The organism is Sphingobacterium sp. 18053 (genome assembly GCF_902706145.1).
GTDB lineage: Bacteria > Bacteroidota > Bacteroidia > Sphingobacteriales > Sphingobacteriaceae > Sphingobacterium > Sphingobacterium paramultivorum.
Map to the genome: position 1 here is coordinate 191,440 of NZ_CACSJW010000010.1, position 22,405 is coordinate 213,844.

The 22,405-nt window shown below is 39.4% G+C and carries 24 protein-coding genes and 1 pseudogene; 1 reads left to right on the top strand and 24 read right to left on the bottom strand.

What is annotated here, in order from left to right; genetic code table 11:
• The first annotated feature begins 15 nt into the window (after window positions 1-15).
• Window positions 16-390, top strand: coding sequence for a hypothetical protein (locus tag GVK91_RS22830; RefSeq protein WP_159731427.1), 375 nt, complete (start codon window positions 16-18; stop codon window positions 388-390).
• A gap of 60 nt (window positions 391-450) precedes the next feature.
• On the opposite strand, the gene groL is transcribed toward GVK91_RS22830, so the two are convergent.
• The 24 genes and pseudogenes from groL to GVK91_RS22950 all read right to left on the bottom strand — a co-directional run bounded on the left by groL (window position 451) and on the right by GVK91_RS22950 (window position 22,402).
• The gene (gene groL, locus GVK91_RS22835; protein ID WP_153844887.1) at window positions 451-2,088 is read right to left on the bottom strand and encodes a chaperonin GroEL; all 1,638 of its coding nucleotides are present in this window, start codon (window positions 2,086-2,088) and stop codon (window positions 451-453) included.
• 167 nt (window positions 2,089-2,255) lie between these two features.
• Window positions 2,256-2,531, bottom strand: a complete 276-nt coding sequence (groES, locus tag GVK91_RS22840) for a co-chaperone GroES (RefSeq protein ID WP_028070710.1) — start codon at window positions 2,529-2,531, stop codon at window positions 2,256-2,258.
• Between the two features lie 302 nt (window positions 2,532-2,833).
• A complete protein-coding gene (secG, locus tag GVK91_RS22845; RefSeq protein ID WP_159731429.1) occupies window positions 2,834-3,247 on the bottom strand; it encodes a preprotein translocase subunit SecG in 414 nt (137 codons plus the stop codon).
• A gap of 12 nt (window positions 3,248-3,259) precedes the next feature.
• Window positions 3,260-4,330, bottom strand: coding sequence for a hypothetical protein (locus GVK91_RS22850; RefSeq protein WP_159731431.1), 1,071 nt, complete (start codon window positions 4,328-4,330; stop codon window positions 3,260-3,262).
• 13 nt (window positions 4,331-4,343) lie between these two features.
• Window positions 4,344-4,859: an LptE family protein gene (locus tag GVK91_RS22855; RefSeq protein ID WP_046674805.1), complete on the bottom strand. Its 516-nt coding sequence runs from the start codon at window positions 4,857-4,859 to the stop codon at window positions 4,344-4,346.
• 9 nt (window positions 4,860-4,868) lie between these two features.
• Entirely contained in the window at window positions 4,869-6,143 is a 1,275-nt protein-coding gene (locus GVK91_RS22860) for a sigma-54-dependent Fis family transcriptional regulator (RefSeq protein WP_153844884.1), read from the bottom strand.
• Window positions 6,144-6,179: 36 nt separating this feature from the next.
• Window positions 6,180-7,616: a tRNA (N6-isopentenyl adenosine(37)-C2)-methylthiotransferase MiaB gene (miaB, locus tag GVK91_RS22865; protein WP_153844883.1), complete on the bottom strand. Its 1,437-nt coding sequence runs from the start codon at window positions 7,614-7,616 to the stop codon at window positions 6,180-6,182.
• 266 nt (window positions 7,617-7,882) lie between these two features.
• Window positions 7,883-8,572: an OmpA family protein gene (locus GVK91_RS22870; RefSeq protein WP_182330334.1), complete on the bottom strand. Its 690-nt coding sequence runs from the start codon at window positions 8,570-8,572 to the stop codon at window positions 7,883-7,885.
• A gap of 212 nt (window positions 8,573-8,784) precedes the next feature.
• Window positions 8,785-9,537: a hypothetical protein gene (locus tag GVK91_RS22875; RefSeq protein WP_153844882.1), complete on the bottom strand. Its 753-nt coding sequence runs from the start codon at window positions 9,535-9,537 to the stop codon at window positions 8,785-8,787.
• Between the two features lie 207 nt (window positions 9,538-9,744).
• The gene (locus GVK91_RS22880; RefSeq protein WP_088160022.1) at window positions 9,745-10,143 is read right to left on the bottom strand and encodes a hypothetical protein; all 399 of its coding nucleotides are present in this window, start codon (window positions 10,141-10,143) and stop codon (window positions 9,745-9,747) included.
• A gap of 11 nt (window positions 10,144-10,154) precedes the next feature.
• The gene (rlmD, locus tag GVK91_RS22885) at window positions 10,155-11,564 is read right to left on the bottom strand and encodes a 23S rRNA (uracil(1939)-C(5))-methyltransferase RlmD (protein ID WP_159731433.1); all 1,410 of its coding nucleotides are present in this window, start codon (window positions 11,562-11,564) and stop codon (window positions 10,155-10,157) included.
• Window positions 11,565-11,797: 233 nt separating this feature from the next.
• Window positions 11,798-12,373, bottom strand: coding sequence for a TetR/AcrR family transcriptional regulator (locus GVK91_RS22890; protein ID WP_046674798.1), 576 nt, complete (start codon window positions 12,371-12,373; stop codon window positions 11,798-11,800).
• A 125-nt stretch (window positions 12,374-12,498) separates the two neighbouring features.
• Window positions 12,499-13,539, bottom strand: a complete 1,041-nt coding sequence (gene pheS, locus GVK91_RS22895) for a phenylalanine--tRNA ligase subunit alpha (RefSeq protein WP_153844880.1) — start codon at window positions 13,537-13,539, stop codon at window positions 12,499-12,501.
• A 239-nt stretch (window positions 13,540-13,778) separates the two neighbouring features.
• Entirely contained in the window at window positions 13,779-14,237 is a 459-nt protein-coding gene (locus tag GVK91_RS22900; protein WP_046674796.1) for a single-stranded DNA-binding protein, read from the bottom strand.
• Between the two features lie 19 nt (window positions 14,238-14,256).
• Window positions 14,257-15,306: an A/G-specific adenine glycosylase gene (gene mutY, locus GVK91_RS22905; protein WP_159731435.1), complete on the bottom strand. Its 1,050-nt coding sequence runs from the start codon at window positions 15,304-15,306 to the stop codon at window positions 14,257-14,259.
• A gap of 42 nt (window positions 15,307-15,348) precedes the next feature.
• Window positions 15,349-15,831, bottom strand: coding sequence for an urease accessory protein UreE (locus GVK91_RS22910; protein ID WP_153844878.1), 483 nt, complete (start codon window positions 15,829-15,831; stop codon window positions 15,349-15,351).
• The gene (locus GVK91_RS22915; RefSeq protein ID WP_153844877.1) at window positions 15,824-16,765 is read right to left on the bottom strand and encodes an urease accessory protein UreD; all 942 of its coding nucleotides are present in this window, start codon (window positions 16,763-16,765) and stop codon (window positions 15,824-15,826) included. The genes GVK91_RS22910 and GVK91_RS22915 overlap by 8 nt, the downstream gene beginning before the upstream one ends.
• 12 nt (window positions 16,766-16,777) lie before the next feature.
• Entirely contained in the window at window positions 16,778-17,398 is a 621-nt protein-coding gene (gene ureG / locus GVK91_RS22920; RefSeq protein WP_075990808.1) for an urease accessory protein UreG, read from the bottom strand.
• A gap of 18 nt (window positions 17,399-17,416) precedes the next feature.
• Window positions 17,417-18,103 (bottom strand): urease accessory protein UreF, encoded by a 687-nt coding sequence (locus GVK91_RS22925; protein ID WP_153844876.1) that lies wholly within the window; start codon window positions 18,101-18,103, stop codon window positions 17,417-17,419.
• A 23-nt stretch (window positions 18,104-18,126) separates the two neighbouring features.
• Window positions 18,127-18,621, bottom strand: a complete 495-nt coding sequence (locus tag GVK91_RS22930) for an urease accessory protein UreE (RefSeq protein WP_153844875.1) — start codon at window positions 18,619-18,621, stop codon at window positions 18,127-18,129.
• Window positions 18,622-18,631: 10 nt separating this feature from the next.
• Window positions 18,632-20,482: an urease subunit alpha gene (gene ureC / locus GVK91_RS22935; protein ID WP_159731437.1), complete on the bottom strand. Its 1,851-nt coding sequence runs from the start codon at window positions 20,480-20,482 to the stop codon at window positions 18,632-18,634.
• A gap of 77 nt (window positions 20,483-20,559) precedes the next feature.
• Window positions 20,560-20,856, bottom strand: a pseudogene (ureB, locus tag GVK91_RS22940) (urease subunit beta); the annotation flags it as partial.
• 15 nt (window positions 20,857-20,871) lie between these two features.
• Window positions 20,872-21,174: an urease subunit gamma gene (ureA, locus tag GVK91_RS22945; protein WP_046674789.1), complete on the bottom strand. Its 303-nt coding sequence runs from the start codon at window positions 21,172-21,174 to the stop codon at window positions 20,872-20,874.
• Window positions 21,175-21,211: 37 nt separating this feature from the next.
• Entirely contained in the window at window positions 21,212-22,402 is a 1,191-nt protein-coding gene (locus GVK91_RS22950) for a porin (RefSeq protein ID WP_159731439.1), read from the bottom strand.
• Window positions 22,403-22,405: the final 3 nt, after the last annotated feature.

Below are 22,405 nucleotides of genomic sequence, written 5' to 3' on the forward strand. Positions count from 1 at the left end.
AAGAAATAACATATTATGATTCAAAGGAACTACAACAGGATTTTCAGAGCAACATTAGCGACCATATTTACGTTAATTTTATTTTCAAACTGCAAAATACTTCAAGGGCCTGATCTTACAAAGATACAAGTTGGTATGACCAAAGCACAAGTTATTCAAAAACTTGGAAAACCAGATGCTATTGTGGCTGCTAAGAAGTATCAGGAAGGCATCTTAGAAATATACGAATATAATACTCCTCAACTTGAAAATCCAGTAGATTCAGCCTCAGGATTGCGTCAATATTGGTTACATTTTTTTAATGACGAGCTGCAGGAATGGGGTACTAAACGTAATTATTCACCTCGAGAATACGATCATTATTACGAGAAATATAGAAGGCGTCATTAAGTACAAGGCATAAAAAAACCTGTTATCTAAGATAACAGGTTTTTTTTATAAGGATGAATCTTACATCATTCCACCCATACCGCCACCCATTGGAGGAGCACCAGCACCTACAGGGTTTTCTTCAGCTTCGTCAGCTAATACACACTCCGTAGTCAATAACATTGAAGCAACTGAAGCTGCATTTTCCAATGCTACACGAGATACTTTAGTTGGATCAATTACACCAGCAGCGATTAAGTTTTCGTAACGGTCTGTACGCGCGTTGTAACCGAAATCTGCAGTTCCTTCTTTCACTTTTTGAACGATCACAGCGCCTTCGATACCTGCATTATTACAAATTTGACGCAAAGGCTCTTCAATAGCACGTTTGATGATATCAATACCGATTTGCTCATCTTCGTTTTCACCTTTAAGGTTTAATAAAGCCTCTGTAGCGCGAATGAAAGCAACACCACCACCAGCGATAATACCCTCTTCAACAGCAGCACGAGTTGCATGCAAAGCATCATCAACACGGTCTTTTTTCTCTTTCATTTCAACTTCAGTAGTCGCACCTACATACAATACAGCAACACCACCTGACAATTTAGCCAGACGCTCTTGTAATTTCTCACGATCGTAATCAGAAGTTGTTGTTTCAATCTGTGAACGGATTTGAGAAACACGCGCTTTGATGTCTTCTACATTACCTGCACCGTTGATGATTGTTGTATTATCTTTGTCAACTTGAACTTTCTCAGCTTGACCTAAATAAGATAATTCAGCATTTTCCAATTTGAAACCTCTTTCTTCTGAAATCACAGTACCACCTGTCAAGATAGCGATATCTTCCAACATAGCTTTACGACGGTCACCGAAACCTGGAGCTTTAACAGCTGCAACTTTCAACGAACCACGGATTTTATTAACAACTAATGTTGCCAATGCCTCACCATCTAAGTCCTCAGCAATGATCAATAATGGCTTGCCAGTTTGAACTTGTTTCTCCAAAATAGGCAACAATTCTTTCATGTTGCTGATTTTCTTGTCGTAGATCAAGATGTATGGGTTATCTAATTCTGCTTCCATTTTGTCAGAGTTTGTAACAAAATATGGAGACAAATAACCACGGTCAAATTGCATACCTTCTACAGTTTTTACTTCTGTTTCAGTACCTTTTGCTTCCTCAACAGTGATAACACCATCGTTACCTACTTTTTCCATAGCTTGAGCAATCAAAGCACCAATTACTTCGTCGTTGTTCGCTGAAATAGTAGCAACTTGTTTGATTTTGTTGTTGTCTTGACCAACTTCTTGAGACTGAGATTTCAAGTTTGCAACAACAGTTACAACAGCTTTATCAATACCACGTTTTAGATCCATTGGATTAGCCCCTGCAGCCACAGATTTGATACCTGGAGCAACAATTGCCTGTGCTAATACAGTAGCAGTCGTAGTACCATCACCAGCTTGATCAGCTGTTTTGGAAGCTACTTCTTTTACCATTTGTGCACCCATATTTTCTAAAGCGTCTTTCAATTCGATTTCTTTCGCTACCGAAACACCATCTTTAGTAATTACTGGAGCACCAAATTTCTTCTCAATAATTACGTTACGTCCTTTAGGACCCAATGTTACTTTAACTGCATTAGCTAAAGTATCTACACCTTTTTTAAGGGCCTCGCGAGCCTCAACGTTATATTTTACTTGTTTTGCCATTTTTATATGAGTATTTAGTATTTCTAAGAAGCATAATTAGGCATTGAAATAGAACCGTAAACCAATTTTATCTTTTAATACGTCTAATTTTAAAGCTTCACTAAAATAACCTATTGAATTCTTATTTGAGCCAGCAAGCTCCTTTTTAAATAACCTGTTCGTATTAATTAGATAACAGCGTAAATATCAGACTCACGCATAATTAAGTACTCTTTTCCTTCATAAGTGATTTCAGTACCTGCGTATTTTCCATACAATACTTTATCACCAACTTTAACAGTTAACGGCTCGTCAACTTTACCTGTACCTACAGCAACTACTGTACCTTGAGATGGTTTTTCTTTCGCTGTATCGGGAATATATAACCCTGAAGCTGTTTTTTCTTCTGCAGGAGCAGCTTCTACTACTACTCTATCTCCGATAGGTTTGATACTTAATGCCATAATTAATTTACTTTTTATCTGTTATTGAATTTATTTTAATGTTATAATCGTTATAAACACATCATCTTTTATGCCAATTGTAAATAAGACAGCTTATAAGACAATTTTTCACAGAAAAGATAATATCGCCATCGACAAAAATTCATTTTGCTGTCACACTGTCATTCCCGGTCTGCCAGTCTTACTTCCGCCGACCGCCATCCCTATAAATTTAACGGTACATGCCTACCTTAGACAAAATACCCAACATAAAAAAGCCCCGTCTGTAAAAACAAACGGGGCTCATAATTTTTTACTGACAACTATTTCTTAGCTTCTTCTACCGGTTTTGTTGTCGGTGTAGCCGCTGGGGCCTTTTCTTGCGATTGAACCGGAGCAGCTTGCTCTTGTCCCGCCGGAGCACCAGCAGGTTGTTGTCCTGTACCCAAGTTCAATGGACCTTGTTGTTTAGGTGCTTCGATTTGACCTCCCAACCCACCTTTAGATGTACTTGGAGACGTACCAATAACATTTACACCTAAGCTAAATACCATAATGGCAATAACCATGATCCAGGTACCTTTTTCCAAAAAGTCACCCGTACGTTTTACTCCCATAAGATTCGTTCCACCGGAAAAACCAGATGACAAACCTCCTCCTTTTGGATTTTGGATTAAAACCAAAAACGCTAAAATAATACTAGCTAATATGATTAGACCGATTAATAATCCTTGCATCTCTTTATGTTATTAATTTAATTTCTTTTCTAATTCTGTTATGCGTGCCGCAAAGTAAGCATTTTTTTCTGGATATTTCAAAACTAATTTTTTGTAAACCTCTATTGCTTTTGGATATAAGCCTTGCTCTATATAGATCTTTGCAAGTGTTTCGGTAACAAGAGAATGTTGATCTTCTGAACTTTTCCTAGCTTTATTCTCCAAGTCTAATTTTTCCGCTTGCAAAGGCTGAATCATAGGTTCCTCACGAATAAACTTCTCGATCACCTCGTCAGTTTTACGCGGTATTTGAAAAGAGATTGTCGTTTTAACCTCATCACTCAACTTTGCTTCAGGCGATTGTAAATGAAAGATATTCTCCCGGATCTGTTGATCGAGTAACTGAGTATCCAGTTTCTCATGAATTTTAGCAATATCGTCATTGGAGGGTGTCATTGGGCCTAATGGAGATTTAACATAAGGCTGATAGGTATCAGCATATTCTAATCTCGTCTTATGCAACCACCATAAGAAACTGTATGGCATGGTATCATCATCATAGACCGAAACACGCTCTTGACCATCATCCATTATATCGGCAACAGATTCCGCTAGAACAGGTGCTACTAGTGGAGGCTCCTCTGAATCGGCAATAATTTCTTGCTGCTGATCGTTTGACCGAAAATAATCTTTTGCAACCCCTGCTTGAATCAAACGATCCAATTCATCAACCTCTACCTTGGATAAAACTGGTTCAGCCACCATTTCGCTCACAGCTTCAATTTCGACAATCGCATCATCGTCGCGAAGTGCTCCATCCACCGGGAAATCATCTGAAGGCATTATTGCATCAGGTTCTGCCGCTGATTTACAATGCATAAATTCATACAACCAACTCGGAGAAGATGCATAGAGCAAAGTAGACGATAAATTCTGAACTGAACTATGCTTGCCAAAAACTTTACGTTCATAAACGAATCGCAGGCTTTGGGCATAAGGGTATTTTTCAATCAATGCTAAAACAACATCTTCCGCCACAGTGTCCGGATGATTGATTGCTTGAAAAAAAAGCTCGTTATTGGATAATGATATATTAAGATTCATCTTGGAAATAGAATTACCAATTAGCAAACGCTTTATTGTATATATCCTCAGTTAACATTTGAATAATTTCTTTACCCAAGGTCTCTTCTTGTGCACTCTGAAGATTTCCTGCAAACTCTTTAAATCGCGTAAAAGGCTGTTCAAAATCATCCTTCGGATTAATTTTATTATGATAGGTAACCTTGATTGTAATAGTCAATCTATTCATAGCTGCACGATCTGTCCCGGCTTCAACAGCTGCTGGACTTATCGAATACTCTGTAATAAATCCCTCAAAGGTAGCATCACCGTCTTGATTCACCTGACTCAATCGAGATTGGTTACGGATACGCTCTTTCAGTGCCTCCGTAAAATTCTGACTTAAGGTCGGATAAACCAAAGGAGCTATATTTTCGAAATATTGAATATTGACTGTTTTCATTCCCTCAGGAATGGATCCACCAGTAAATCCATATTTTACCCCACAACTATTCATTACAAACAAAAAGATTGTGGTGAGAAAAGCATATAAAATTTTTCTTGACAACATCTGTAAACCTTAATCTAAATTTAAGTCTTTAATTTTTCTGTACAACGTTCTTTCAGAAATTCCCAACTCCTGCGCAGCAGCTTTACGTTTACCACGGTGCTTTTTTAGTGCTTTCTTGATCAGATCAGACTCTTTATCAACAAGCGATAAAGATTCCTCAACTTCTTGAGCATCCTGCAGATATTCATCTTGTGCAACAGGACTTTTTAATACATTTGTCGTATTTGCCGGAGAATGTATAGTTAGTGTTGGGGTCGTATTATAATTTTCTGGATCTGCTTTCAATTGTGGTTCAATCTCCTGATACAATTGATTAATGTAGGGAGAATTTTGATCAAATGTGCTAGAATCGACACCTTTCTGAATTAATTCAACCACCAGTTTTTTCAGATCAACCATATCCTTCTTCATATCAAATAAGACCTTATACAGCAAATCTCTTTCTGAGAAATCCTCTTTTCCACCATTATTTGAAGGAACTACCGCCGGCAAACTCGTTCGGGATTCATTGGGCAGATAATTTTGAAGTATATATGCATCAACAATGCGTTCTTTCTCCAAAACAGCGATTTGTTCCGCAACATTTTTCAGTTGACGCACGTTTCCGGGCCAGCTATAGTTGCGTAGCATATTCTGTGCATCTTCTGTCAATTGAACCCCAGGTGTACGGTATTTCTCAGAAAAGTCCACAATAAACTTGCGAAATAATAAGTTGATATCTTCAGGTCTTTCACGTAAAGACGGTACACGCAACGGCACAGTATTTAAGCGATAATAAAGATCTTCGCGAAATTTACCTTTTTGTACGGCTTCAAACACATTCACATTTGTCGCAGCAACCACCCGCACATTTGTCTTCTGTACCTTGGATGACCCTACCCGTATATACTCACCTGACTCCAATACACGTAATAATCTTGCTTGTGTACCCAAAGGCAACTCACCTACTTCATCCAGAAAGATTGTTCCACCATCAACGACTTCAAAATATCCCTTTCTGGCTTCGTGGGCACCCGTAAAAGAGCCTTTTTCGTGACCAAACAACTCGGAGTCAATGGTCCCCTCTGGTATAGCTCCACAATTGACCGCAATAAAAGGGCCATGCTTACGGGAGCTCAATTGATGGATAATATGCGAAAAAACTTCTTTACCACTCCCACTTTCACCCTGTATTAATACGGAGATATCAGTTGGAGCCACTTGTCGTGCAATATCAATAGCACGGTTCAACAAAGGCGAATTACCGATAATTCCAAATCTATTCTTTATATCTTGGTTATCCATAAATTTCCAGTTGGAAATAAAACAATCTAAGTTTTCTTAATCAACAATCTTTCCCAATAATGTCGCAGAAGTACATGACTCGATAAGTACATTCACATAGTCACCTTGTTTAAATCGAGGATCGATTGGAAATACCACCAATGCATTTTGATCATTACGACCACAAAAATCGAACTCAGACCTTTTTGAAAATCCCTCAACAAGCACTTTACAAACTTTGCCAACAAAATGTTGATAACGATATAAGCTATGATCGCGCTGTTTATTGATAACTTCTGTTAAACGACGTTTTTTCACCTCCTCCGGAATATCATCTGCATATCTTTTTGCAGCCAAAGTACCTGGCCTTTCTGAGTAAGCAAACATATAGGCGAAATCGTATTTGACATAATCCATCATAGACAATGTTTCTTGATGTTCCTCTTCTGTTTCAGTACAGAAACCTGTAATAACATCGGTAGAAATAGCACATTCAGGAATAATACGACGGATGGCATCCACACGTTCCATATACCATTCACGGTCATATGTACGGTTCATCAGTTCCAATACGCGGGAATTTCCAGATTGAACTGGTAAATGAATATAATTACAGATGTTTTCATGCGAAGCTATTGCATATAAAACTTCATCTGTAATATCTTTTGGATGGGAAGTAGAGAAGCGAATACGTAAAAGCGGGCTGATTTCAGCAACCATCGTAAGTAGAGACGCAAAAGTTACTGTCTCAGTTTGCTCTTCACCTTCGGTGACAGGAACGCTATATTTATACGAATCCACATTTTGCCCCAACAACGTAACCTCCTTATAGCCTGCATTGAAAAGATCTTGGGCCTCCTTCAGGATAGATTGTGGATCACGGCTACGTTCACGTCCGCGTGTGAAAGGAACAACACAGAAAGAACACATATTGTCGCAGCCACGCATAATCGAAATAAAAGCTGTTACGCCATTTGAATTCAAACGGACTGGATTAATATCGGCATACGTTTCCTCTCTAGATAACAAAACGTTTACAGCTTTAGCTCCATCGTCAACCTTATCAATCAAATTTGGTAGATCGCGATAAGCATCTGGCCCTACAACGACATCAACCAATTTTTCTTCCTCTAGGAATTTCGATTTCAAACGCTCCGCCATACACCCCAGCACACCAACGATCATTCCGGGATTTTTTGCTTTAGCAGCTTCAAATTCCTTTAGACGATTGCGCACACGCTGTTCTGCATTTTCGCGGATTGAACAGGTATTAATAAAAACCACATCAGCTTCCTGATAATTCTTAGTTGTTTCAAATCCCTTATCCAACAAAATAGAAGCAACAATCTCACTATCCGAAAAATTCATCTGGCAACCGTAACTTTCAATATACAGTTTGCGTCCATTACTTAAAATCGGATCCTGTTCTAATAATAATGCCTCACCCTGACGAGATTCGTCGTGTTCCTTAGTGGTATGTGTTAAATCTAGCATAGCTCGATATTCAATAGAATATAATTTTTATTATTTTCGATGGCGTAACCAATGCAATGACCGATCTTTTTGCTGATCTGATTTTATGCCCTTAGTTATTTCAAAGACTACAAAGTTAGAAATTTAAATCCATATAATGACAGTTTGGCAGACAGAAATATGGTTTATGCTTTGTCAAATTTCACAAAAAAAGCGTCGATTAAATCAACGCTTTCTTATGATTCAAGATCAATAGATTTGTTTCAGGAGAATATTCCTGAAAATGCTTACTGACCTGCTTGTTGTTTTGCTTCTTTCTTCATTTGATCACCTGCAACAATAACGATTTCAACACGACGGTTTTGAGCACGTCCTGCTTCCGTATCGTTACTTGCAATTGGTTCAGAGAAGTTTCTACCTTCAGTTCTAATACGCGAAGACGCTAAGCCTTTAGATACCGCAAATGCACGTACAGAATTTGCGCGGTCCAAAGACACTTTTTCATTTGCAGCCAACGTACCTACATTATCTGTGTGCCCGATAACCAAGATTTCAGTACCTTGTTCCTTGTTCAACGTTGCTACTAAATTTGCGATATTATCTTTAGCTGACGCTTTTAAATCTGATTTATTGAAGTCAAATAAAATACCTGAATCAAACTTAACCACGATACCTTCCGCAGATTGCGTAACTTCAGCTCCTTCAACAGTTTTAGAAATCTCAGCAGCTTGCTTATCCATTTTTTTACCGATCAATACACCCGCAGCTCCACCAATGGCAGCACCCGCTAATGTACCAATAGCCGTATTACCAGCTTTGCCACCGATCAATGCCCCTAAAGCACCTCCGGCAACACCACCGATTACTCCGCCTTTAGTCGTATTATTTGTATTTTGGATGGTAGAACAACTTCCAAATAACATAGCTGAGGTTGCAACTGTCAAACCTAATACAGCTAATTTTCTATTCATTTTCATATGTATGCTATCTAAGACTTTTAATATTCCAATTAAATACCGCTCTACTAAAATCAAACAAAGTGCCAAAAGATATATTTACCAACTTTTTTGTTACAAAACACTAAAAAAGGCTTTTGAAACTTCCAAAAATGACGTTGATACGCTACAAAATTTTAAATCACCTTTTCCTACTCTTACAAACAGCTAACAGTAACAAAAGCAAAATGTTTTTATTTTTCTTGGGTCTTTACTTCAATATCAGGTAAAAGAGCCCCTTTAGGCCTTCCCTTTGCATTAAAGTCGTCCATAGATTGTTGTACGTAATGCATCAAATCATACTGTCCCCAATGCTCAGCCAGATCAAAAGATGGACGGTAACGTATCATAAAAGCATCTAATTCTGTACTATCCAGCTTCGTCAGATTTTTAACGGCTTCACGAGAGAAAATACGATCAACTTGTAATTCATCCTTCTCTTTGTCCATAAATCGTCCAAAGCGTTTCGCATTCTTGGCTTCCCTTCCAAAAAGATTATAAAGGGCGGTTGCAGGACTACCCAGGTAAGTTCCAAACTTATTTTTACCCCCATTATAAACACCCTTTTTAGCGTAATTATTCATGGCATCATTTAATTCGGCCTCCTTCGTTTTTCGTTCAACGATGACGGTCTCCAATCGTATCCCTTCTTGCAATTCCACATAAAACTCATTCAGGTTGGTCAGCACGGTTTTAACAGGTGAATACCCGACTTTGGTAAAAGACAGGGAATCTCCTACCGATGCATCAATCGTAAAAACACCAAAAGAGTTGCTCAACGTTGATCTGTGCGTGCGCATATTAAGCACCACAGCATCTCCAATGCGATTACCGTTCCCCTTTTGCAGTACCATTCCCGAAACCTTCTGCAGTTGTTGCGCAGTAGCTCCGAAATAGGTAAATAACAGCAAAAAAAGCCCTAATATATGTATCTGTATTATTTTCATCCTATTATCTCTCTTCAATTACCCCAATTGGTTTCAGTGCGATTGTAATTATCAACAATTTCATTGGGTCAAACATTCAATTCCGTAAGGAACAGCCTATAATTTATTTCAATCTTATTAATTCCCAGCTACACCTAACCTACTTTGCTAAAAGTAGTAATAGTTTGACACTTGTACTGTTAAAAAAGTTTAAATATTCTTTGTTTATCATTTGTATGGATAAAAAACAAAATTAGCCCCTTCAGCAACTACAACAAACAAGCACATATAGTCTTTCGCAGGCTTATAGTTCTGAATAAAAGACGCTTTACGATCTTCTTGAATAATATCCATTTCTACAAACTCTTCCAATGTAGAGGCGTTTATGCTCCATTTCGTCTCCAATTCCTTGCGATCTAATATCACTTCGCCAACGGAAACTTCATGCTGATGTGCGACAAAAATTGGGTAGTCAGAATAACCTTCTTCTACAATCTCCAGCGCTACTTCACGAATTGACTCACTATAAAAATCGAGATCTACCTGCAGACTCTTTAATGGACTTTGCTCTGTAGACGGTGTATTTTCTTCTCTTGCAGATCCTGCAAACAAATCTTCTACTTCCATACTGTATGCTATTACTTCTTTAACTCCAATAAAACCACATTCTCAACGTGTTGGGTATGCGGAAACATATCTACTGGCTTGATGCGCTTCACCTCATATTTTTCGCCCAACAATACCAAATCGCGTGCCTGTGTAGCAGCATTACAACTGACATACACAATACGCGGAGATTCCATTTCTAACAAACGAGCTACAACGTCAGCGTGCATTCCTGCACGTGGTGGATCGGTAATCACCACATCTGGTTTACCGTGTTCGGCGATAAAGGAAGGGGTCAACACATCTTTCATATCTCCAGCGTAGAACTTTGTATTCGTAATATCATTGATCGACGAATTGACTTTAGCGTCCTCAATGGCGGTAGGGACATACTCTACACCAACAACTTCTCTTGCCTTCTTAGCGACAAAGTTTGCAATTGTACCTGCTCCTGTATACAAGTCATATACCAACTCATCCCCCTTTAAATCGGCAAAGTCACGTGTGATTTTATATAGCTCATACGCTTGCGCAGAGTTTGTTTGATAGAACGACTTAGGCCCTACTTTGTAACGCAAACCCTCCATCTCCTCATAGATAAAATCACGACCGGCATACACATGAATATCCTGGTCGAAGATTGTATCATTGCGTTTCTGGTTTACGATATATAACAGAGAAGCGACTTGCGGAAACTTTTCTTTAACAAATTCCATCAACAACTCAACCTGTCCTTCTTCCGGATATGCAAACACAACGATCACCATCATCTCCCCTGTTGAAGAAATACGGATAATCAAATTGCGCAATACACCTGCGTGCTCACGCAGATCGTAGAACGTCATACCTTGACTAAGAGCAAAATCACGAATGCTGTTGCGAACTTCATTTGAAGGATCTTCTTGCAAAAAACAATGATCGATATCTAAAATCTTATCAAAACGTCCAGGCACGTGAAAACCCAGTGCGTTCATTTCTAATTGGGACGAATCTTCATCAACAGAAGTCAACCATTTTTTGTTTGAAAAAGTATATTCTAATTTATTTCTGTAATATTCTGTTTGCACAGAGCCTAAAATACTTTCCATCGCAGAAGTATCTACTTTCCCAATACGCGACAGCGCATTATCGACAGATTGTTGCTTAAATTTTAACTGAGCATCATAGGTCATATGCTGCCACTTACATCCACCACACACTCCAAAATGTGCACAAAACGGATCTACGCGATAAGATGAAGCCTCTTTTAAACTGGTTACCCGAGCTTCCGCAAAATTCTTTTTCTTGCGCATAAGCTCCACGTCAACAACATCACCAGGAACAGCTTTTTCTACAAACAAAACCAAATCTTCGGTTTTTCCAACACCTCTACCCTCTTCGGCAATATCAATGATGGCAATATCTTTCAAGAACTTTTTATCTTGCGGAATTCTTCTACTCATAGGGTGCAAAAATACAAATATATACCGATTTTCCATCTGCATAAATTATTTATAAGCATTGATTATCACTGGTATAAACGGGTTCTTAACAGGCTCGTAACTTCGTAAAGGAAACAATGGGACAAAGGAATATGAGCAAAAGCAACTCCCCTACAAGAGAATCATAAGAAAAGAGAGCTATACTCAAAAGATGGCGCCGCGATTTGGGCAGAGATGAAAGGCTTAGGATAATTTTACTGAACTGTTGCCTGAACAAGATAAGGAAGGATCTCTTTCTGAAACGAAATAAAGTTTTTTCGTACATCGGCATCTGAGACGGCCGTAAAAGCAAAAGAAAACACAATGCTTTTACTGGACTTGATCAAAAAGGTCAGCTTTTCTTCGCTAATCGCTTCATTTATTTTTTCATTCTGAATGAATGTGCTTAGGAGCAAAAACTCCAAATCTTCAGAAAGCGTTTTTAAATATTCTTGTGCGTTCGCAGATTCCCGGATAAACTCCCAACCGATCAATTCATTGCAAGCCGTATAAGTCAGTCGGCTTACCCGCAAAATTGTTGAAGCCAAAAACGAAGCCATATCATCTTCATATTTGGTTGTTTTCAAAATATCCTGCAGACTCGCACGAAGATAATCCATAAGAATGGCATGCAAGATCATCTCTTTACTATCAAAATACTTGTACACCGTCGCCTTCGCAATCTTAGCTTTTTTTGCCAATGTGTTTACACTGGTTTTATGGTAGCCATTTTGACGAAAGAGCTCACGTGCTGTTCTTTTTATGGATTCAATAATATAATCTGGTTCCATATACGTTAGATCGTACGAATGTTGAAAGTCATCTACAAAGCTTAAAGACCAAAAAGCATCACATTATTCTCTTGCCTAGTTATCGTAGAGAATAATGTGATGCCACAATCTTTACAATGATTAATTTATATTAATTCAGTCTCAAATTGAGACAAGAAACGTGTGTCATTTTCTGAGAAAAGACGTAGGTCTTTAATCACATATTTAAGGTTTGTGATACGTTCTATTCCCATACCAAAAGCAAAACCCGAATATTTTTTACTATCGATACCACAGTTATCAAGCACGTTAGGATCGACCATACCGCAGCCTAAAATTTCTACCCAGCCAGAGTACTTACACAAGTTACACCCTGCCCCTTTACAGATTGTACAGGAGATATCCATTTCTGCCGAAGGTTCAGTGAAAGGAAAATAGGATGGACGGAAACGTACTTTGGTACCTTCGCCATACATCTCTTGAACAAAATGATATAAAGTTTGTTTCAAATCCGCAAAAGAAACATTTTCATCTACATATAAACCTTCTACTTGATGAAAGAAACAGTGTGCACGTGCTGATATAGCTTCATTTCTATAAACACGTCCAGGCATTATTGCACGAAACGGTGGTTTACCGGCTTCCATTAAACGCACCTGAACCGAAGAGGTATGCGTTCTCAATGTAATGTCATTACCTTCTTGTTTTTTGATAAAGAAAGTATCTTGCATATCACGCGCAGGATGTTCCGGCGGAAAATTCAACGCAGAAAAATTATGCCAGTCATCTTCAATTTCCGGCCCTTCTGACACAATAAAACCCAATTTCTTGAAAATTTCAACAATTTCTTTACGAACTAAAGAGATTGGATGTCTAGACCCCAGTTGAAAACCTTGACCAGGCAATGTTAAATCACTCGCTAATTCCTGGGATTTTTGCTTATCACCAGACCCGAACTTTTCTTGTGCTTCTTTGAATGTATTTTCTGCTAACTGCTTAAATTCATTCAACACTTTTCCCAAAGTACGTTTCTCTTCAGGCGTAACTGTTTTGAATTCATCAAAAAGATTTTTCACAATCCCTTTGGAAACCAAAAACTTCAATCTGAAATTTTCTACATCGGCTGAAGAAGTTGGCACAAATGCCTTAATCTCTTCAGTATACTGCGTAATTCTATCTTGCAACATAATTAGAGCAAACATAGCCAAAATTTCCGCTAAAAAGAAATTTTGAACTTCGACTGAGCATCATAAAAAAACACGCAACAGAAACAGCATACTCGCTTGGGAGAAAGCTATCAGATTTCAACCCCCAAAATACGAATAAAACAAAAGAGCAGGCATAGTTGCCTGCTCTTTTGTTTTTCGATGATTTTACTATATTTACTATACATGTAAAGTTTTTACATAATCTCAAATTCTTCCGCTTAAAATGGTAATGGATTATCCTCCTGATCATTCTCCGTAAAATCGACCTCCACTTCCTTATCTTCGACTTTTTGCGCTTGTGTGTTTGCTGTATTACCAGCACTTACACCTGCATTCGGCTCAAAATCCGATTTACGGCCTAAAAGCGTAAAAGTTTCAGCGACAACCTCGGTAGCATATCGTCTAATACCTTCCTTATCCTCATAAGTACGAGTCCGCAGCCGACCTTCAATATAAACTAACTTCCCCTTTGTTAGATATTTTACAGCCACGTCAGCCAGACCTCGCCACATAACAATATTGTGCCATTCGGTTTGTTCTACTCTTTTTCCGTCTTTGTTATACGTTTCTGATGTTGCCAATGGAAAACTGGCAACAGAGACATTGCCTTCTAAATAGCGAATTTCGGGATCTTTTCCAAGATGTCCCACTAAAATGACTTTGTTAACTCCTGACATAATTTAAAAGCATAAATGGTTAAAAATTTGATCTTTCCAAAAAGGTAAAGATCAACTTGTGTTTAGCTAATTTATCTAAATCTTTTAGAAATACATAATCCCAATTGGATTTTTTTTGAATTAGATCGCCTTTTAACCGCACCTCAAAAAATGTCGCATAAATATTCTGATGACTCAAGATATGTTTTGTCTGCTGCTGTAAAACATGCAGCTCTGCATCGGAGCCGAAACAGGAAATAAACCACTCATCGCTAAGAACATCCGGAATTGACAAGCTGTAATTAGACTCCAAAAGTGGAAACTCATATAGATTCTGCCAAACGTCACCTTCACCGCGTTTAGACATCAGTATCCGATCGTTGTCCTTCAAGATAAAATAATTAAAGTATCTATCTTTGCTTGCCTTGGCTTTAAGCTTTACAGGCAATTGATCTACCCGGCCTTTAGATAACGCATAACAGGAAGGACGAAACATACAGAATTCACATAAAGGCAGCTTGGGCTTACAATGGGTAGCACCAAAATCCATTATCGCCTGATTATACAATGCCGGGTGTTTAGGATCAAGATTTTCTTTGGCTATAGCTGTAAAAATCTTCTTTCCTTCCGTAGAATTGATAGGTGTTTCTATGCCATAGTATCGCGCCAATACACGAAACACATTTCCATCCAATACCGCCTGGGCTTCATCGTTCGCAAAAGAGGATATCGCCGCAGCAGTATACTCTCCTATTCCAGGAAGCGTTATTAATGTTTGATAATCTACCGGAAAAACACCCTGATACTGATCGCGAACTATTCGCGCGGCCTTATGCATATTCCGGCCTCTAGAATAGTAACCCAGACCTTGCCAAAGATGGAGAATATCATCTTCTTCTGCATTCGCAAATTCCACAACATTCTTAAATCGCTCGACAAAACGTTCATAATAGGGCAAACCCTGTTCGACACGAGTCTGTTGCAGAATAATTTCAGAAAGCCATATTTTGTAGGCATCTTTTGTTTCTCGCCACGGTAGATCTCGCTTATGTTGTCGATACCATACTTGCAATTCCTCGCCAAATTTCATAGCGACAAAAATGCGTAATTTTTCGCTAATACCAACATTCCATCATTCGAGTATAGGTCTACGAATGTAGGTAATCTGTTCATCAGGTTCTAAAATCGTATTTTCCAATGTGATAAAGCCCTTATATTTTTCCTTTAGCGCCTGATAGAGACGTCCATCATAAGAAACAGCAAATCGCCCATCGGCTTTGAGATAAACCGGCAAATGTCGATTGCCCACGTCGAAGCAGAACTCGCCCACAACAGATAGATTCTGACTATCCAACAATACACAAAGACAAGGTAAAATGTTGACCTGGATAAATAAATCACCGCGATGATAAATACACTGCCCTGAACGCAATGCGCTGCTATCATCACGCTGTATGCGCACTAGATTACCCTTTCTTGTTTTCCGCTGGATAACGCGCTTATTTACTTCATAATAGGAAAGATCCAAAATATCTGAATCGCGGCCCAGCTTCAATTTGTCAAAATCAGGGATAACATCAATCCATATCTCGTCGTGCAGGTTTCCCTTATGCATAGTTAGTTCCTTCCACCACTACAGCATCCACCAACTCCCGCTTACTTTTTCGACGAGGTTTTCTGTGTTCAATGACGGTGATTTCCTGCGCCTTCGATTTCTCATCTTCGGCTATAGCTTCAACTGTTGTGTCTTCCTTCTTTTCAGAAAGCTTATGTTTTGTAAAATCCCAACACAATTGCCCCAACATATGTAAAAAGTCATAAAGCAACTCTCCATCAGTACCCAAAGCACGTAGGATAACCACATCTTTTGAAGCCTGCGTAAAGCCGTAAGAGATGTCATTGTATTCAACAGTTAGGATTTCATCCAATTCATATTTTAATTCTTGCGCAAAAAGAGCCGAGAACACAAAAGTTGCCTGATGGGTGTATCCCTCAAAAAATAACATCTTCTGTATCGGCTGACTTTTGGGACGCAAAAGCTGATTGTCAATAAAGGACAGTTTACCTTGTCTAAAAATCTTGGTTTGGGTATGCAGGCTACCAAACTCAAAAGCTTCTTTCATGTGGATTCTTCCCACACTAATAATGTCCCCCCACATCAAAACTGCATCTTCAGCCAAGTGAATATGATTGCTTGCCTTAAAAATAGAATCCTTAAACGGCGTTACTGGATGTGGAATGTAATGAAACAGGCCTCCGGCATCCACATGCACGTCCGTATGTTGTCTTGCTCCGGTTTTCATGGGATGAAGCTTATTGAATGACTGTGTAAAAAGTTTCAATTGTGCATCTTTTTTCACATGAACATCAATGTGCAAATAATCCGTATCCATAATACCAGGCGATGCACTCATGATGATCATTTCCAAATGATTGGTCAATCCTGACGCGCCATAATGCGTTAGTTTATAAGGTGCATTATGATAACTTTCCTTCAATCTACTTCTGCCGTCCTCTTTGGCAACATTTAATACGATTTTGCTATCCATATACGATAAATTTTAACCTACGGGCTCCAACAAAGCATACTTTTTGATCCATGATTTCACATCTTCTAAACCTTCTAAAGTCATTAAGTTTGTAAAAATAAATGGTCGTTCACCGCGCATGCGGATTGTATCCTGGCGCATAACTTCCAAGTCGGCATTTACATAAGGAGCAAGGTCTATTTTATTGATCAACAACAAATCCGAGCGCGTAATACCTGGCCCACCTTTACGCGGCATTTTCTCTCCTTCAGCAACATCGAGAACAAATATGGTCAGATCGGCTAGATCCGGACTAAAAGTCGCCGTCAGGTTATCGCCCCCACTTTCAACAAAAATCAGTTCCACATCCGCAAAACGATTCGCTAATTCTTCTACAGCTTCAATGTTCATCGAAGCATCTTCACGGATAGCCGTATGCGGACAGCCCCCTGTTTCAACACCAATAATACGTTCAGCGGGCAGGGCCGAATTCTGTTGTAGATACATAGCGTCCTCACGCGTATAAATATCATTTGTTACGACACAGATACTATAATCTGCCGACATCGAACGTGTCAACCGTTCAATAAGTGCCGTCTTGCCAGAGCCCACAGGACCAGCAACACCAATTTTCACGTAATTTCTCTTAGACATCTTTTATTTCAGTTATTTTTACGAAATGTAAATTCTCGTGTATAATTTTTCATGTTGCATGCATCGAATATCCTGAGCGATACAACAATTTCCGATCAGATCATCATCCAGTTCGGGCTGTAATCCAACCAATTTATTAATCAAGGGCTGTAGTTTAAACAAAATCTGCTGTGCATCCATTTGGCTAATTGGAACCAGTTTGGCACAATTTGTCATAATACCATTCAAAGAATTATAATAAAAAGCACTCAGTGCGTCTGCATAACTAATTTCCTGCGCATGGGCAAACATGGCAAATGCCATCGCATAGTGACCATGCAATTCTTGCGCATTTATCGCCTTTAGATAAGCCGAACAACGCTTGACCGGTTTTAACTTTTCTGTCAATTTTAAAAACCGTATTCCCAATTTCTTACTGGCATCCCGAATCTCATAAGGGGCTTTGAAAGCGGTTATCAATGCATCCAGTTCAGCGATCTTTTTCCTAGTTGCTCTTGATTCACACAATTGCCAGGCCTTATGAAAAAAAGCGGCATCGTTGTAATAGAAACTATGCTCCAATAAAGTCTGTGCATATTCTTTTGCAGTTTTAGCATCATGTACAATCTCTTTATTGATATAAGTTTCCAAGCCATAGGAATGTGTGAAGCCTCCAATCGGAAATACAGAATCATTAATCTGCATTAATGTCAACAATGGATTCATATGTAATCGTTATTAATTAAGTATTAGAGCCCATTGGCCAAGGTAATTTTGTGCTGGACTACGGCATACTGATGTATGCGTAACGTATGGGTTCTTTCAATCACCCGTAGTTCTTTCGTCGGTGTAAAACCTGCCCTTTCTAAGGTTTCCCAAAGGGGATTTTCATAGGCTGCAATAATTTCATGTGCAGCGTTGATGAAAACAGGGATATGTTTGTTGCCAATTTCGAGACATATCCGAGCCATATCCAAGAGGTTTTTGGGACGTACAACAAGGCAAGGACAGGGCAATATTCGAACAGCAATGCGCAGTTCCTTTGTTTCGAACAAAATATCACCGTCAAACAAGGATTCCGTCCCCAAATTTTTAAAGCCTATTTCACGGCCTTCAACAGTGAACCCTCGGATAATACGTCTTTCCGTATCAAACCATTCGAGTTCCAAAAAATCAAGTTCAACACCGTTCTGATCTGTGCTATCGGCCCAAATATTCCCCTTAATGTCTCTTGCTAACAACATAAATAACCAATTAGAATAAGAAGTACCGTTGGGCCATTGGAAGTTCCTTCAATGGTTCACAGGTCGCCAACACACCATCGACTGTTACTTCATAGGTTTCTGGATTAACGACGATATTTGGTGTTGCATGATTATGGACCATATCTTTTTTCATCACCGTACGACATCCCTCCACAGGCAGGCATTTACGCGACAAATTCAATTTTTGAATATTTCCGTTCTCCAAAGAAATTTTCGAAACGAAATTGAAGCATAGTTTTGAAACTGCTTTACCATAATTCCCAAACATTGGCCTATAAATGATTGGCTGTGGTGTCGGAATTGACGCATTGGCATCCCCCATTTTAGCGCCCAAAATCATACCGGCTTTGATGATCAACTCGGGTTTTACACCAAATAATTCTGGTTTCCAAAGGATCAAATCTGCATACTTTCCTTTTTCAATCGAACCAATATATTGGTCAATACCATGTGCTTTAGCAGGGTTGATGGTAAATTTAGACACATAACGTTTGACACGGAAGTTATCATTTTCTTTGCCTTGATCTTCAGCTAAAGGGCCGCGTTGGATTTTCATCTTATGGGCCGTTTGGAATGTACGGGAAATGACCTCTCCCACACGCCCCATCGCTTGGCTATCCGAACTCATAATTGAAAATACGCCCATGTCTTGCAAAATATCCTCGGCAGCAATTGTCTGTGGACGGATACGTGAATCAGCAAATGCCACATCTTCTTTCACATTTTTATCCAAGTGATGGCAGACCATCAGCATGTCCAAGTGTTCTTCAGCAGTATTTACCGTAAAAGGTTTTGTTGGATTGGTAGATGCAGGGAGGATATTGGGATACATGGCGATCTTAATAATATCCGGAGCGTGTCCACCGCCGGCTCCTTCCGTGTGAAAAGTATGGATTACACGACCATCTATCGCAGCAACAGTATCTTCCAAGAAACCGGCCTCATTCAGTGTGTCGGTATGGATCGCAACTTGTACATCGTATTTATCAGCAACTTTCAATGCCGCATCAATTGTTGCCGGAGTCGCTCCCCAATCTTCATGGATTTTCACGCCCAGTGCACCAGCTTCAATTTGTTCTTCGATAGGTTTAGTGGTCGATACGTTACCTTTTCCGAAAAAACCAACATTGATAGGAAGGTTTTCAAAAGCTTCAAACATACGCTCGATATACCACTTTCCTGAAGTCACTGTCGTTGCCAGTGTTCCATCTGCAGGTCCCGCACCGCCACCAATAAAAGTAGTTACACCAGAATATAGCGCTGTTTCAATCTGTTGCGGCGAGATAAAGTGAATGTGCGTATCAATACCGCCTGCAGTTAGGATATAGCCCGCTCCCCCATGCACTTCCGTAGAAGCACCGATGATCATGCCCTCGGTTACACCATCCTGTGCATCTGGGTTTCCAGCTTTACCAATACCTACAATTTTACCATCCTTAATACCGATATCACCTTTTACAATACCCCAGTGGTCAATGATAATGACATTAGTGATACAAAAATCCAACACCCCCTCATCACGCAAGGCACGAGCCGATTGCCCCATACCATCGCGAATAGTTTTACCGCCACCAAATTTGTTCTCTTCTCCATAAACATTGAAATCTTTTTCAATTTCAATAAAAAGCTCTGTATCTGCCAGACGAACCTTATCTCCAGTGGTCGGTCCAAAAAGAGCCGCATATTTGTCTCTCGGGATATAAAGTTCCCCATCAACATATTTTACAGATGATTTATCTAAACCTAGTTTATCTAAACCAAGCGCATGTAGACCAACAGTAGTACCCAAAGTAGTGAGCCCTACAACTTTAATCCATTCGCGTCTATTCCATCCTCCCATATTTATTTAGATTGTCTGAATTTCAATTTTTTCATTTTATCAATGGCTTTGGTCTTCACCGATTGATCTGTATACTTCCCATTTGTCAATCCATTAAAACCGTGGATTTCCTTACTTCCGCCAAATTCAACCAGAACAACTGATTTTTGTTCCCCTGGTTCAAAACGAACAGCGGTGCTGGCTGGAATATTCAAGCGCATCCCAAACGCTTTCTCCCTGTCGAAGGAAAGCAACTTGTTCGCTTCAAAGAAATGATAGTGTGAACCTACCTGAATCGGTCGATCACCTTCATTTTTCACAACAATGCTTGTGGTTCTGTGCCCAACATTAGCTTTGATTTCCTCTTTTTTTAAAATGTATTCTCCTGGAATCATATCATTCAATATTTATTAACGAATAGGATCATGGACAGTCACCAATTTAGTTCCGTCCGGAAAAGTAACTTCGATCTGTACATCATGGATCATCTCGGGGACTCCTTCCATGACTTGGCTCCTCTTCAATAAGGTAGTACCATAAGACATTAAGTCCGCCACAGACCTTCCGTCCCTAGCCTCCTCCATAATCTGGGCACTGATGTAAGCGATACACTCTGGATAATTTAATTTTACCCCGCGTTTCAATCGCTTAGCCGCCAATTCGCCGGCCAAATGCAACAACAGCTTTTCTGTTTCTCTCGGTGTTAAACGCATAAAAAAATAATTATTTGTTAATTTGTTAAAGGAATTATTATAAAACTGGAATGGTAAAATATGCCCCAAAGGCTAAGCGGTTGTACTGACTCTTGGCCATATCCATATAGCCCTTATAGTTTACGGTGTTACCAACGTAACCTAAATAAAACCGAAGATCCTGGTTGTGAAACGGCTTATGTTGCAAAGCCGCAAAATAGGTCCAGTTTTGGCGAAAATTCTTACCGAGTTGATTATCATCTCTCGATCCCGCGATCTCATACCCACCTTTCAAAGCAACCTCCCATTTTTTACTCAAAAATTGATCATAGCGCAATATGGCAGAGCTGTAGTTCACATCTTTGACCAATACACGGTTCTCGCCAGTTCTACCATAAAATTCGTTGATCGCCGAAGATGCAATCATCGCATGATCGACAGCAAGATAAGAGTACTGTAAATCAAGATATAGCATCTGTTTTGCTGTTTTGAATTTATTCGCTAATGAAACGGCATGATTAGTATGTCCCTTTGCAAACTGAGAGATGTTGTAAGACCATTTCGTATTAAAACGCTTATCCATAAATGCACCCACCCAAGTGAAATAGGCTCCCATTGGTACACTAGAGCGTTCCAAATCACCTACAGCAAAACCATTTTTTGCATGAAGCTCCATAAAACTATCATTGGTCGTGTTGTAAACTTGGGCATGTAACGAATGATTCGGGTTGACTTCATAAGATAACATTCCACCGACAACAAAGAGATTCAGTATACGGTCGACATAGTCTGTGAACTTATATTCGTAAATTGGGTTATTTTCAAATTCATAACTCCCGACCATCGCACTTTGCTTACCGGCCGTAACGGACCATTGGAGATCCTTGCCAAACTTGTACTTGATCAATGCCATGTCCAATGCACGCGAGCCATTATCCTGACTCGTTGGAGCAAATGACCTATTCAAGCGAAAACGCACTTTATACGACAATCTATCATTGTATTCCCCGCTCATCAAAATACGGGCATCATCAAGGTTTGCTTTTGCTTGAGACTCCCCCTCCCCATTGTCCGTTTGCAGACCTGCTCTTAACAGGACATCCAATTGAAATGATTTTGCTCGCGCGGGTTCTTTCAGTAACAAGCTGCTTCTTTGCGCCTGAACAGAGTCCGTTTGGATCTGCTCCTGCGCATGCAATGATGCTATACTAATCCCCAGTGTTGTAAAAAGTGAAAGTGTTTTTTTCATCCT

Bases quoted from the DNA above. Each gene is read 5' to 3' on its own strand.
- pheS (WP_153844880.1), bottom strand. From the start codon at position 13,539: ATGTTGCAAGATAGAATTACGCAGTATACTGAAGAGATTAAGGCATTT.
- miaB (WP_153844883.1), bottom strand. From the start codon at position 7,616: ATGCTAGATTTAACACATACCACTAAGGAACACGACGAATCTCGTCAG.
- GVK91_RS22915 (WP_153844877.1), bottom strand. From the start codon at position 16,765: ATGGATAGCAAAATCGTATTAAATGTTGCCAAAGAGGACGGCAGAAGT.
- GVK91_RS22850 (WP_159731431.1), bottom strand. From the start codon at position 4,330: ATGAATCTTAATATATCATTATCCAATAACGAGCTTTTTTTTCAAGCA.
- GVK91_RS22900 (WP_046674796.1), bottom strand. From the start codon at position 14,237: ATGTCAGGAGTTAACAAAGTCATTTTAGTGGGACATCTTGGAAAAGAT.
- GVK91_RS22875 (WP_153844882.1), bottom strand. From the start codon at position 9,537: ATGAAAATAATACAGATACATATATTAGGGCTTTTTTTGCTGTTATTT.
- groES (WP_028070710.1), bottom strand. From the start codon at position 2,531: ATGGCATTAAGTATCAAACCTATCGGAGATAGAGTAGTAGTAGAAGCT.
- rlmD (WP_159731433.1), bottom strand. From the start codon at position 11,564: ATGAGTAGAAGAATTCCGCAAGATAAAAAGTTCTTGAAAGATATTGCC.
- secG (WP_159731429.1), bottom strand. From the start codon at position 3,247: ATGCAAGGATTATTAATCGGTCTAATCATATTAGCTAGTATTATTTTA.
- GVK91_RS22950 (WP_159731439.1), bottom strand. From the start codon at position 22,402: ATGAAAAAAACACTTTCACTTTTTACAACACTGGGGATTAGTATAGCA.
- ureG (WP_075990808.1), bottom strand. From the start codon at position 17,398: ATGTCTAAGAGAAATTACGTGAAAATTGGTGTTGCTGGTCCTGTGGGC.
- GVK91_RS22910 (WP_153844878.1), bottom strand. From the start codon at position 15,831: ATGCATAAGGGAAACCTGCACGACGAGATATGGATTGATGTTATCCCT.
- ureA (WP_046674789.1), bottom strand. From the start codon at position 21,174: ATGCGTTTAACACCGAGAGAAACAGAAAAGCTGTTGTTGCATTTGGCC.
- GVK91_RS22880 (WP_088160022.1), bottom strand. From the start codon at position 10,143: ATGGAAGTAGAAGATTTGTTTGCAGGATCTGCAAGAGAAGAAAATACA.
- mutY (WP_159731435.1), bottom strand. From the start codon at position 15,306: ATGAAATTTGGCGAGGAATTGCAAGTATGGTATCGACAACATAAGCGA.
- GVK91_RS22860 (WP_153844884.1), bottom strand. From the start codon at position 6,143: ATGGATAACCAAGATATAAAGAATAGATTTGGAATTATCGGTAATTCG.
- ureC (WP_159731437.1), bottom strand. From the start codon at position 20,482: ATGGGAGGATGGAATAGACGCGAATGGATTAAAGTTGTAGGGCTCACT.
- GVK91_RS22855 (WP_046674805.1), bottom strand. From the start codon at position 4,859: ATGTTGTCAAGAAAAATTTTATATGCTTTTCTCACCACAATCTTTTTG.
- GVK91_RS22830 (WP_159731427.1), top strand. From the start codon at position 16: ATGATTCAAAGGAACTACAACAGGATTTTCAGAGCAACATTAGCGACC.
- groL (WP_153844887.1), bottom strand. From the start codon at position 2,088: ATGGCAAAACAAGTAAAATATAACGTTGAGGCTCGCGAGGCCCTTAAA.
- GVK91_RS22890 (WP_046674798.1), bottom strand. From the start codon at position 12,373: ATGGAACCAGATTATATTATTGAATCCATAAAAAGAACAGCACGTGAG.
- GVK91_RS22930 (WP_153844875.1), bottom strand. From the start codon at position 18,621: ATGTTGTTAGCAAGAGACATTAAGGGGAATATTTGGGCCGATAGCACA.
- GVK91_RS22925 (WP_153844876.1), bottom strand. From the start codon at position 18,103: ATGAATCCATTGTTGACATTAATGCAGATTAATGATTCTGTATTTCCG.
- GVK91_RS22870 (WP_182330334.1), bottom strand. From the start codon at position 8,572: ATGAAAATGAATAGAAAATTAGCTGTATTAGGTTTGACAGTTGCAACC.